The organism is Kitasatospora sp. HPM-01-4 (assembly GCF_051374625.1).
Classification (GTDB): Bacteria; Actinomycetota; Actinomycetes; order Streptomycetales; family Streptomycetaceae; genus Kitasatospora.
Genome location: NZ_JBPQGP010000005.1, coordinates 7,708,013 through 7,719,473, shown reverse-complemented (window position 1 = coordinate 7,719,473; position 11,461 = coordinate 7,708,013). Strand labels below are relative to the sequence as shown.

The 11,461-nt window shown below is 70.8% G+C and carries 10 protein-coding genes and 1 pseudogene; 5 read left to right on the top strand and 6 right to left on the bottom strand.

Features of this window, described 5'->3' with window-relative positions:
• Positions 1-19: 19 nt before the first annotated feature.
• The 4 genes from ACSMTC_RS33430 to ACSMTC_RS33415 form a co-directional block, all read right to left on the bottom strand.
• Positions 20-1,312: a permease gene (locus tag ACSMTC_RS33430; RefSeq protein ID WP_436563484.1), complete on the bottom strand. Its 1,293-nt coding sequence runs from the start codon at positions 1,310-1,312 to the stop codon at positions 20-22.
• A 170-nt stretch (positions 1,313-1,482) separates the two neighbouring features.
• Entirely contained in the window at positions 1,483-2,418 is a 936-nt protein-coding gene (locus ACSMTC_RS33425; RefSeq protein ID WP_436563483.1) for a hypothetical protein, read from the bottom strand.
• A 103-nt stretch (positions 2,419-2,521) separates the two neighbouring features.
• Positions 2,522-2,947 (bottom strand): hypothetical protein, encoded by a 426-nt coding sequence (locus ACSMTC_RS33420; protein ID WP_436563482.1) that lies wholly within the window; start codon positions 2,945-2,947, stop codon positions 2,522-2,524.
• A gap of 229 nt (positions 2,948-3,176) precedes the next feature.
• A complete protein-coding gene (locus ACSMTC_RS33415) occupies positions 3,177-4,805 on the bottom strand; it encodes a glycoside hydrolase family 18 protein (RefSeq protein ID WP_436563481.1) in 1,629 nt (542 codons plus the stop codon).
• A 425-nt stretch (positions 4,806-5,230) separates the two neighbouring features.
• On the opposite strand from ACSMTC_RS33415, the gene ACSMTC_RS33410 reads away from it, so the two are divergent.
• Together ACSMTC_RS33410 and ACSMTC_RS33405 are read left to right on the top strand one after the other, a co-directional pair.
• The gene (locus ACSMTC_RS33410; protein ID WP_436563480.1) at positions 5,231-5,563 is read left to right on the top strand and encodes a nucleoside triphosphate pyrophosphohydrolase family protein; all 333 of its coding nucleotides are present in this window, start codon (positions 5,231-5,233) and stop codon (positions 5,561-5,563) included.
• Positions 5,560-6,060 (top strand): HIT family protein, encoded by a 501-nt coding sequence (locus ACSMTC_RS33405; RefSeq protein ID WP_436563479.1) that lies wholly within the window; start codon positions 5,560-5,562, stop codon positions 6,058-6,060. Before ACSMTC_RS33410 ends, ACSMTC_RS33405 begins: the two co-directional genes overlap by 4 nt.
• A gap of 18 nt (positions 6,061-6,078) precedes the next feature.
• Here ACSMTC_RS33405 and ACSMTC_RS33400 read toward each other — a convergent pair.
• Positions 6,079-6,240 (bottom strand): annotated as a pseudogene (locus tag ACSMTC_RS33400) (IS982 family transposase); the annotation flags it as partial.
• Positions 6,241-6,442: 202 nt separating this feature from the next.
• Positions 6,443-7,225 carry a maleylpyruvate isomerase family mycothiol-dependent enzyme gene (locus tag ACSMTC_RS33395; RefSeq protein WP_436563478.1) on the bottom strand — a complete coding sequence of 261 codons (783 nt, stop codon included), beginning with the start codon at positions 7,223-7,225 and terminating at the stop codon, positions 6,443-6,445.
• A 612-nt stretch (positions 7,226-7,837) separates the two neighbouring features.
• On the opposite strand from ACSMTC_RS33395, the gene ACSMTC_RS33390 reads away from it, so the two are divergent.
• The 3 genes from ACSMTC_RS33390 (at position 7,838) to ACSMTC_RS33380 (ending at position 11,455) form a co-directional block, all read left to right on the top strand.
• Positions 7,838-10,141, top strand: coding sequence for a molybdopterin cofactor-binding domain-containing protein (locus ACSMTC_RS33390; protein ID WP_436563477.1), 2,304 nt, complete (start codon positions 7,838-7,840; stop codon positions 10,139-10,141).
• A 19-nt stretch (positions 10,142-10,160) separates the two neighbouring features.
• Positions 10,161-10,637: a (2Fe-2S)-binding protein gene (locus tag ACSMTC_RS33385; protein WP_436563476.1), complete on the top strand. Its 477-nt coding sequence runs from the start codon at positions 10,161-10,163 to the stop codon at positions 10,635-10,637.
• A 125-nt stretch (positions 10,638-10,762) separates the two neighbouring features.
• Positions 10,763-11,455 carry a Crp/Fnr family transcriptional regulator gene (locus ACSMTC_RS33380; protein ID WP_436563475.1) on the top strand — a complete coding sequence of 231 codons (693 nt, stop codon included), beginning with the start codon at positions 10,763-10,765 and terminating at the stop codon, positions 11,453-11,455.
• The last annotated feature ends 6 nt before the right edge of the window (positions 11,456-11,461 follow it).

Here is an 11,461-nt window from a genome sequence, read left to right as displayed (position 1 = left end):
GCCGGACCGGGTCTCGCCGTCAGTGGTGCGGGTGGTGGTGTTCTTCGGTGCCGGGATCCTGGTGTTCGCCGCGGCCGCCGTGTCCGCCGTCAGTGAGCGGGCCGTGCCCCTTGTGGTCCCCGTGCCCCTGGTGCTCCGCGTGGTGATGATTCTCTGAACTCCCATGTCCTGCGTGGTGGTTGTCGGGCGAACCACCCATCATGCGGAGCATCTCGGTGCCTCCGGTACGGAAGAAGCGGACGAGGAGAGCCGCGGCCAGGAGCAGGAAGGCGATGTTGAGCCAGGTGGTGTAGTTCCAGGAGATCCCTTCCATGGGGAGCCCTGCGTGGCGCTGGTCCGGGATCAGACCCAGGCCTCCGAAGGCGAACTCCACCAGGTAGCCGGCGATCACCATGGCGGCGTAGAAGGTGGCGAAGAGGAAGGCGGCCGTCCTCGCGCCGTAGTACTTCCGGTAGATGTTGAGGATCGGCAGGATCAGCAGGTCGGCGAAGATGAAGGCGATGACGCCGCCGAAGCTGATGCCGCCCTTCCACAGCACGACCGCGAGCGGCACGTTGCCGATGGAGCAGACGAACGAGACCACCGCCACCAGCGGGCCGATCAGCGGGCCCCAGAACTTGGCGGCGAGCGGGTGGTGGGTGAAGAAGAACGCCTGCCAGAAGGAGTCCGGCACCCACGCGGCGATCGCACCGGCGATCAGCAGGCCGACCACCAGGTCCCTGAGGATGGCCGCCCACTCCATGACGAACACGTGCGCGACCGAGGTGAAGCCCTCGCGCGACAGCAACCGCCGGGCGAACGAGCCGCCGCGCCGGACGGACATGTCCATCGCCGCGTGCCCCTCCATGGAGCCGGCCAGCCCCTGCTCCGCCTGCTCGCGCGCCGCCCGCAGCAGCCGCTCGCGCAGGAAGAGGCGGAAGAGGACGGCGAGCACGACGATCATGATCGGGCCGCCGACGAACTCCGCTGCCGTGAACTGCCAGCCCATCAGCAGTGCCAGGATGACACCGAGTTCCACCACGAGGTTGGTCGAGGCGATCTCGAAGGCCATCGCGGCGGTGAAGTTCGCGCCTTTGCGGAAGAGCGAACGGGCCAGCGCCACCGCCGCGTACGAGCACGACGACGAGGCCGCCCCCAGCGCCGAGGCGAGCGCGAGCGTACGCGGCCGGTCGTCGCCGAGCAGCCGGACGATGGTCGACTTGCGCACCACCGCCTGGACCACGGCCGAGAGCGCGAACCCGAGGATCAGCGCCCAGGTGATCTCCCAGGTCATCGACCCGGTGATGGACAGTGCGTGCAGGATCGCGTGCATGGTGCTCCGCCTTCCCCCGGATGCCAGTGCCCAATCGAACCGTATACCCCCACAGGGTATTCCGGCCGGGTGTTTCGAGCGCCGGACGCGCCACGACGTCGTACAGAGGCGATCGGCAGGAAATCGGTCCAGCCGGGGGTGCCGCCGAAGCGGCACCCCCGGCCGCCGGCTCAGTTCACGTGCAGCGTGAGGGCCGCGGTGTGCAACTGACCGCCCGTCTGGAACTGCACGAAGACCCGCCAGTTGCCGGGCTTGGCCAGTTCGGCGTGGAAGTTCAGCGTCGGCCCGCCGTGGTCGCCGTTGACCGTGGTCTCGGGGTGGAGGTGGGCGAACGCCTGGTCGCCCTCATGGAAGGCGCTGATGTGGGCGTAGGTGTCGAGGTAGGGCTGGAGGTCGGTGACCGGCTGTCCGCCCTTGCCGATGCTGAGGGTGAGCGGGTGGGCCATGCCCGCCATGAGCTCGCCCTGGAGGTCGAGGGTGTAGCCGTCGACCGTGGTACTCATGGCGGCGGCGGGCAGCGGCGTGGTGCCGGCGGCGCCGGGGACGGTGACGGTACGGCTGAGCACGAAGTCCTTGCCCTTGCCGCTGCCGCTGTCCGGGGTGAACGAGGCGTACAGCCGCCAGGTGCCGGGCTGCAGCGCGGCCAGGTCGGCGGTCCAGGTGCCGTCGGCGGCCATGCTCGGGTGCAGGTGCTGGTAGCCGGTGAGATCGGAGCGGATCGCGTAGAAGTGCAGCCGCTTGGTCTGGTCGACGGCGAAGCCGGTCACGGGCTTGCCGTCGGGGCCCGTGACGGTGAACCGGTAGCTCGCCGCCTGGCCCGCCGGGAGGCTGCCGGTCTGCGGGTCGAGGCGGTAGCCGTCCTTCTCGGAGGCGAGGCCGTCACCCATCGCCATGCCGTCCATGCCGGGCATGCCGTCCATGCCGGGCGCGGAGGCCGTCGGTCCGGAGGCGGACGCACTGGGCATGGCCATCGCGCCGTGGTCCGTGCCCGGCATGCCGGAGTGGGCGGAGGAGCCGCAGGCGGCGAGTGTCAGGGCGAGGACGGCGGTGGCACCGGCAGCCGCGAGGACACGGCGACGGGCGGTCGGGCGAGCGGAGGTGGACATCAGCGGGTCTCTTTCCCGTGAGGGCACGCCGAAGGAGGGCGCACGGATGAATAAGGGAGCGGAACCGGTCCGGTCGAGTGACCGGGACACGGCGGCACCCCTGTCAGGTCCGCGCGACGCACACCTGCAGCAGCAACCCCCGCCCGCCGGCCGGCGGGCCCCGGCGGCGATGCGACGAACGGCCGGGCGGGCGGCCCGCCCGCAGGAGCCCGGCCGAGAACGCCAGGATGACGGCGCCCGCCACCGATCCCGTCGCAGGCGCGGGAAGGCGGTCGCGCGCCGGTGTGGAGACGCACTCCGATCCGCCCGCCTGCGGCATGGCACCGGTATGCGCGAACGGCTTTGCGGGGTCGCCCGCAAGAACGGGCCCGGCCATGGCGTGCCCGTCCGGCATCGGCGCCGAGGCGGCCATCCCTCCATGGCACTCACCGAGGGCGGACGTCGGCGAGCCGTGCATCAGGAACAGTCCGAGCAGGACCGCACACACCGCGAGCAGCCGGGTGACACCCGGTCGTCGTGCGCGTCCCATGACCACTGCCGTTCCCGTCCTTCCGCGCCCAGCCGGGCGGTCGTCGATCCGATGCGAGTTCAGTGTGCACCATACCCTATACCCCCTTGGGGTGTATGCGCAGTGCATCCGGCACAGGGCGGCGACCACCGCCGGCGCCCGGCGCGCCCCCGACCTCAGCGGGCGCAAAAGGGTCCGGCCCCCGGCGCACGACGGTGCACCAGGGGCCGGACCCCGACCCGGACGGGCCTCAGCCGGTGTACCCGGCCCAGAGCTTGGAGAACTGGTACGGCGCCTGCGGAATGTTGGTGCACTTGAACAGCGCACCGGTGCAGGCGTTGGCGTCCCGGGTGACCTCCCAGAAGGAGAGCTCGCCGAGGTGGTTCTGCTGGGCGAAGGTGAGCAGCTGCTGCGCGTCGGCCGTGCCGAACACCTCGTCGGCGTTGTCGTTCTGCCCCAGCATCGGGGTGACGCCGACCATCGCCCAGGTCTGCGCGGTGGTCAGGTTCGGCCACACCTGGGCGATCTGCGCCCGCGTCGACTGGGCGGACTGGATCGCATAAGTCCCCATCTTGCCCGACGGGTTGGGGGCCTCGGTGTCGCCGAAGTCCATCGCCATCACATTGACTCCGTCCACCGCCGCACCGGCCGCCTTGGCGGACTGCAGGACGTAGACGCCGTCGCTGGTCAGGCCGCTGGGCAGGACCGGCAGGGTCAGGGAGACCTTGAGGTCGCGGCCCTTGGCCCGCTGGGCGGCCTGTACCGCGGCGATCGCGGCCGAGCGGCGGTCGACCGAGGCGTGGTCGGAGACCGCGGCGCCCTCGATGTCGAAGTCGATCCGGTCCAGCCCGTAGGCGTCGACCACCTTCTGGTACTGGGTGGTCAGACTCGGCACATCGGTGCAGGACTGGGCCAGCTCGGTGCCGTTGGCGCCACCGAAGGACGGGCGGATGTCGCCGCCGGTGGCCCGGAAGGCGTCGAAGTCGGCCTTGTTCCAGGCGGTTCCGGGGTCGTAGGCGTTGAACCAGCTGGCCGTGCACGCGGTGGTGCCGTTGACGATGAAGCCCAGCGAGAACTGCTTGAGGCCGGTGGCGGCCGCGATCTGGGTGAGGCTGGGGGTCGGGTAGGCGCCCAGGTCGACGAAGGGCGCGGCCACTCCGGGAGAGGTGCCGCTGCCGGCCACCCCGGTGACGGAGGCGGACTGCGCGGACTCGTTGCCGGCCGCGTCATAGGCGGTGACGGTGAAGGTGTGGCTGCTGCCGGCCAGCAGGCCGCTCACCGTGGCGCTGGTGCCGGTGGTGGTCGAGGCGACCACCGTACTGCCCTCGTAGACGTGGTAGCCGGCCACCCCGACGTTGTCGGTCGAGGGGTTCCAGCCCAGCGTGACGGCGCCCGGGCCGGTGCCGGAGACCGTGACACCGGTGGGCACGGTGGGCGGGGTGGTGTCCACCGGGCCGCCGGCACAGGACTGGTTGTTGATAAGGCAGTTGACGGGCAGGGCCGGGGTGCCGCTGCTGCTCACGTCCATCCCGACCACGGGGGCCGAGGCGCCGGGGGCAAGCGGTGCGGCCCAGCTCGGCGAGGTGATGGTGTAGTGGCCGTTGCTGCTGGTCAGCGTGCCGTTCCAGGCATTGCCGCCGATGCTCTCGCCCGCAGGCAGGTCGAAGGTGAGCGACCAGGAGTTCACCGTGGTGTTGGTGTGGTTGGTGATCGTGAAGTCCAGCTCGAAGCCGTTCGACCAGCTCTGCGGCGAGGAGGCGGTGGCGACCAGCCCGGAGACGCCGGCGTCGGCCTGGGCGGCCGCCGGCAGGGAGAGTGGCAGCACGGCTCCGGCCAACAGGGCGGTGGTCACGAAGGCGGGCAGGGCGACGCGCCTCATGGGCGGGTCCTCCTCGGTGTGCGGCAGCGGCACGGGGGGTGCGCTGCCAGGGACGATGTGGGGGGCATGCCGCGACACCCCCACATTGGTAGAGACCAATGTGCTGCGTCAATACACCGATCCTTAAGCCAACCTGATTTCTCGCCATGGCGACGGATCGGCCCAGGAATGCCACTCGGTCCCTGCGTTTCCGTGCCGGGCGGATCGCTTGAGCGGTGGGCCCTGACGGGCTCACTGGCAACGCCGTCGCAGGCGTCGGCCTGCCGTCCGGCGGGGCCATCCGTGGGAGACTTCTCGCGGCACCCGGGTCTGTTTTCGATCGCGGGTGTCGCACCCAGCACCACCGTTGAAACCCACGCCGAGTACCGAAGGATTCCGATTCGACACCGGACGGCCTCCGGTGTCGACGGTGGAGGGATCGAGCCATGGATCTGAACGAGATCACCGGCCGGGCGATGCGCGTGCACGGCCTGTACGACCGGCTGAACCGGACCGAACGCGGCCGCACCTGGTCCCGGGAGGACTTCGTCCTCGGGTTCGTCGGCGACGTCGGCGACCTCGCCAAGCTCACCCAGGCGGCCGAAGGCGTGCGGCCCGCACCGGACGGCGGCGACCTGGCCCATGAACTCGCGGACTGCCTCTGGTCCGTGACCGTGATCGCCGAACTGTACGGCATCGACCTCGCGGCCGCCTTCACCGCGACCACGGACCACCTGGAGCAGTCGATCAGCAGCCGACTGAGGGGAGTCACGGAGTGACGTCCAAGCGCATCCCGTTCGACGAAGCCGCGTACTCGCACCGCTCGCGCACCGGACCCTGCTTCATCTGCCGGATGCTGGCCGGCGCCCCCGGCTACCGACACGAGACCGTGTACGAGGACGACCGGCATGTCGCCTTCCTCGACAAGCACCCCACACTGCTCGGCAAACTGCTCGTCGCGCCCAAGCTCCACATCGAGGACCCCGTGGGCGGCTTCACCGAGACGGCCTACCTGGCACTCCAAGCGGTGGTCCACAAGGTCGCCACCGGACTTCGCCAGGTGGTGCCGACCGAACGGATCTACGTCTACAGCCTTGGCAGCAACCAGGGAAACGCTCACGTGCACTGGCATGTGGCCGCCCTGCCGCCCGGTGTGCCGTACGAGCGGCAGCAGACGAACGCCCTGCTGTGGGAGACGGCGGGACTCCTTGACGTCGACGAGGAAACGACCGCGGCTCTGGCCGAACAGCTCCGGGCTGCCATCTCCGGTGGCTAGATGATCGATTTGAAGCCGTCAGTGGTCATAGGCAGTCAGCGACCGCCTGACGGGCTGGCCGGTGTGCTCGTTGTGCCAGATGGCGGCGGTCAGCGCGAGGATTCGCTGAAGCATGCGGACCATCACGCCACCGGGGGTACGGCCGCGGCGGCGTTCGAGGTCGAGTTGGCCCTTGAAGGTCACGGGGCGAGCTGCGGCGAACCCGTCAGCAGGTCGTCGGTCCTGACGTGGAGTGCGGTCGCGAGGGAGTCCATGTCTGGCGTCACAACCTGACTGTGGACTCCCTCGTCTCATGCGCGCAGCCAACCCTCGGAATCGATCATCCGTTCGATGCGAGTCCGTTCCCGATGTCAGCGGCAGGTTCGTACGCGGTGGCGTGTCGTCACGCCCAGTCCTCCGGTTCCCAGGCGAAGAGCAGGTCGAGCAGCTCCGGGTCCCCGTCGAGTTCCAGGGAGTCCACCGAAATGCGGTCGTACCGCCAGAGGACCAGATCACTGGCCGTGCCGCGAATGGAGAGGCCTGCCGCTTCCGGGGCCTCGCCGGTAGCGGGCAGCCGGGTGGTCCGTGCACCGTCGCCGTCGACCGTGAGGCGCCAGGAGCGGCCCTCAGTGGCGTGCAAGTCGAAGGCGGTGGGCTTGTGCGGCCAGGCACTCCTCGTGAAGCTGGCGATGAACAGGCTCTCCTCGACACCGTCGAGCGCCACCTCGACAGGCAGTGAGGCCGCCTCGCCCACGGTGAGCTGGGCATCGTACGTGTGCACCGCGATCTCCTGGACCTGGTGCCGGGCGACGCCACCGGCAGTGTGCGGCGTCTGCGTGACACCCCAGCCGGTGAAGCAGCCCTGGTCCGGACCGGCCTCCCGCAGGGCCGCCAGCAACAGCTCGGTCGAGGCGGCCAGCCAGGCCAGCACGGCCTCGCGCTCCTGCGGCGCGACCGCGTCACCCTGGGCCGGGGTCCTGGACGTGGCGTCCGGCCCGGCGGCGACGGTGGCGGCCCAGCGACGGCGGCCCTCGCCGATGTGCTGCACCAGGTCGAACAGCGTCCACCCGGGGCAGGTCGGCACGGGCAGGTCGAGGCTGGGCGCGGCGGCGATCGCGGCGCGGAAGGCGATTGCACGATCGTCGATCAGCCGCAGCAGGTCGGAAAACTCCGGAGTCTTGTGCACGGCGGTAGTTCTACCACCTTGATCCATTCGCCCGACAGCGGTTTTCCCAGCCGATAAGGCGGGGAACTCCGGCCCAGGCGAGCCCACGCTCGGGCTTCCGCCACGCCACAGCCGAGCCCCGGTCCCGGGCGACAGAACCACGATCCACTCGATCGCTCCGACCGCCTCGGCCTCGGTCCCGGCCAAGATCGCGGCGGATAGCCGCTCCCAGGTCCCGTCCGACTCCCGGGTCCGGAAGCGGCTGTACACCGTCTGCTGCTGATGCTCATCCCCTGCTGCCTTCGCCGGACTTGACCGGCAACAGCAATGCCTCCGGATCAGCGCCAAGGCCCCGTTTTGTCACCAAGGCCACGAGGAAGTCACCGAGTTCATGGGCCGGTTCGCCGCCGTCGGGCGTGCGGCCGCTCAGCCCGCCGCGTTGGCGTAACACTGTGCTTTGGTAGGCCCGCACGCCAGAGGCCGGGTCGGGGCGCGGTCGGGGCGACCCGTGCGGGCCGGGGTCGTGCGACGGCCGCCGGGCGGGGTGCGGCGCTCCGAGGTGGGGCGGTGTGCGGTTTCGCCCAGCGGTATGGCAGGCTCCGCCTCGCAGTATCGCCGGGGAGAGGAGAACTGATGGGCGATCAGGATCACATGCTGGGGCGGCGCAGGTTCCTGGGCTATGTGGTGGCGGCCTCCACGCTCACCGTGGCGGCCCAGCTGGGGGAGCTGGCCGCGCCGGAGAAGGCGCAGGCGGCGATCCCGTCGCTGCCCGAGCCGGCCGAGGTGTACGACCTCAACGACCTGCTCACGGACGCGGCCCTGCCGACCTCCGGCCTGATCGGCATCCAGCTGAACTCCGACGGCACCGCCTCCTTCGCGCTGCCCCGGGCCGAGGTGGGCCAGGGAGTCACGACCTCCAGCGCGATGCTGATCGCCGAGGAGCTGGACCTGCCGCTGGACCGGGTGCGGGTCGGCCTCGCCGATGCCCGCCCGGAGCTGCTCTTCAACCAGCTGACCGGCGGATCGAACACCACCATCTCGACCTACACCCCGATCCGGGTGGCCGCCGCCGTCGCGCGCCGGCGCCTGCTCGCGGCCGCCGCAGCGCAGTTGGGCGTGCCGGTCTCGACGCTGACCACCAGTGCCGGTGTGGTGACCGCGGCGAGCGGTGCCAGCATCGGCTACGGTCAGCTGGCGGCGGCCGCGGCGAGCCAGAGCACGCTGGCGGTCTCGGTCACGCTCAAGCCGGCCGGAAAGTTCAGCGTGATCGGCACCCCGCAGAACCGGGTCGACGCGCTGGACGCGGTGACCGGACGCAAGCAGTTCACCATGGACCTGAACGTCCCGGGGGCGCTGCCGACCATGATCTGCCGCCCGCCGACGATCAACGGCACCGTCCGGTCGGTGCAGAACCTGGCGGCGGTCCAGGCGATGCCGGGGATCACCGATGTGGTGACCGTGCCCAGCGGTGTGGCGGTGCGCGGCCAGACCTTCGGCCAGTGCATCGACGCGGTGCGGGCGCTGCAGGTCAGTTGGGGTCCTGGCACCGTGGAGGGCGCCAGCGACGCCAGCGTGCTGAAGGAGCTGCAGGACGCCGAACTCCCGCTGGTGGTACCGCCGCTGCCGTTGCTCACCAAGGCGATCGACGCCCGGTTCACCTTCCACTTCGCCAGCAACAGCGCGCTGGAGCCCAACTGCGCGATCGCCGACGTCCGTTCCGACCGGGCCGAGATCTGGGGTTCGCTGAAGTCGCCGATCGTGGCCAAGGAGACCATCGCCGCCGCGCTCGGCCTGCTGCCCACCGCGGTCACCGTGCACGTGACCCAGGGCGGCGGCTCGTTCGGCCGCAAGCTCTTCCACGACGCGGCGCTGGAGGCGGCCCTGGTTTCCAAGGCGATCGGCAAGCCGGTCAAGCTGATGTGGCACCGCACCGACGACTTCCGCCAGGGCCGCACCCATCCGATGTCCGTCTCCCGGGTGCGGGCCACCTACTCGGCGGGCAACGTGGTCAGCTGCGAGCAGCGGCACACCTCGGTCTGGACCGACTTCGGCCACGGCCTGGGCGAGATCATCACCTCCATGGTCGACAAGCTGCCGATCGCCAGCACCGCCTTCTCCGACGTGATGTTCGGCCTCACCCAGCAGACCCCCTACGAGTTCGGCGTCACCACCCAGCTGCTGAAGGAGGTCGACCACGGCTTCAACACCGGCAGCATGCGCGGCATCTACTCGCCCAACGTGCGCACTGCGCAGGAGCTGATCGTCGACCAGCTGGCGGCGGCGATGGGCCAGGACGCCTATCAGTTCCGCCGGAGGTTCCTCAAGGACGACCGGGCCAAGGCGGTGCTGGACCAGGTGGCCGAGGCCGGTTCCTGGGGACGCGGCATGCCGCCGGGCACCGCCCAGGGCATCGCGCTGCACCCGGAGTACCACGGCTTCGTCGCGGTGCTGGCCGAGATCGACTGCACACCCGCCACGGTCGGCCGGAAGGTCCCGGACGCGTACACCGGGCCCCGGGTGACCAAGGTGGTCTGCGCGGTGGACGTCGGGCTGGCGGTCAACCCGCGCGGCCTGGAGGCGCAGATGATGGGCGGCATCATGGACGGTATCGCCGTGGCCCTCTCCTCCGGCCTGCACCTGCAGAACGGGCACTTCCTGGAAGGCAGTTGGGACAACTACTTCTACACCCGGCAGTGGAACACGCCGCCCGAGCTGCAGATCATCGTGATGCCGCCCACCACCGGGGTCCCCGGCGGGGCCGGCGAGTTGGCGGTCGCCGGGGCGATGGCGGCGGTCGCCTGCGCGTACGGCCGGGCCACCGGCACCATGCCGACCAGCTTCCCGATCAACCACGCCGATCCGCTCGGCTTCACCCCGCTTCCCACCTCACCCCCGGTTCCCGCCTCCCCGACCGACGGCCTCACCCGCGCCTACTAGCCCGCCAGGAGCAAACCAAGTGCCCCGACACACCTTCATCCTGAACGGGTCCCCGGTCTCGGTGGACGTCGCCGACGACGTGCGGCTGCTCTGGGTGCTGCGCGACGTCCTCGGCGTCACCGGCCCCAAGTACGGCTGCGGGCTGGGTGTCTGCCAGGCCTGCACCAGCCACATCAACGGCAAGGCCTTCAACCCCTGTTCGGTTCCGGTCGGCGCGGTCCAGCCGACCGACGAGATCACCACCATCGAGGGCCTGCCCGCGACCGTCGGCAAGGACCTGCACCCCATGCAGGAGGCCTGGCTGGCCTATGACGTCGCCCAGTGCGGCTACTGCCAGCCGGGCCAGATCATGGCCGCCGTCGCCAAGGTCCGCCAGGCCCGCGCCGCCGGCCACGAGATCGGCGAGGCCGACTTCGACGAGATCCGCAACATCTGCCGCTGCGGCACCTACTACCGCATCCGCGAGGCGATCACGGCCGCGGCCAAGGAGCTCTGACGGCGTCCCGGGCGAGGGGCCCGGACCGGGGCCCCTCCCCGGTGCCGCACCGCTTCCCCGCTCCGCCGCCTGACGGTGTGTCCGACGAGGAGCAGGGACGGTACACCGTGTTCTAGAGTCGTCCTATGAGCGATCACGCCGAAGGTGCGCCTGGCCCGTTGGGCCAGACCCTGCGTCACCTCATCGGCGATGAGCTCTGGGCCCGCATGCTGGACGAGGCCTTCGAGCGCCCGCACCCCATCGGCAGCACGCTGCTGCGGCAGGGAGAGCCGGGAACCCACGTGCTCGCGCTGCGGAGCGGCGTGGCCAAGGTCATCCGACGGGAGCGGAGCGGCGATCTCACGCTGCTGGCGTTCCGCGGTCCGGGAGAGGCGCTGGGCGAGGTGGCGGTTCTGGACGACGGGCTGCGTTCGGCCAGCGTCGAGGCGATCTCGCCCTGCACGGTCGCGGTCCTGGGCAAGGCGGTGTTCCTGCGGTTCGTCGCGGACCACGACCTGTTTCCCGTCCTGGTGCGGTACGCCCTCGGCAAGCTGCGGGAGTCGGACCTCGCCCGCGGCGGCGGTGACGTCGTGGCCCGCCTGGCGGCCGCGCTCGTGGCCCTGGCCGATGTCTCCGCCGGTCCCGAGGCCCCGCCGGGGCGGCGGGTCGAGTTCGCCCTGACCCGCGACGAACTGGCCCAGTACCTCGGGGTGTCTCGCAACACGGTCACCGCGGGCCTCTCCGAACTCGGCCCCCTTCAGGTGCGTACCGGGCGGAAGCACATCGTCATCGACGATCTGCCCGCCCTGCGGCTGGCGGCGGCGACCCTCCGGGGTTGACGCCTT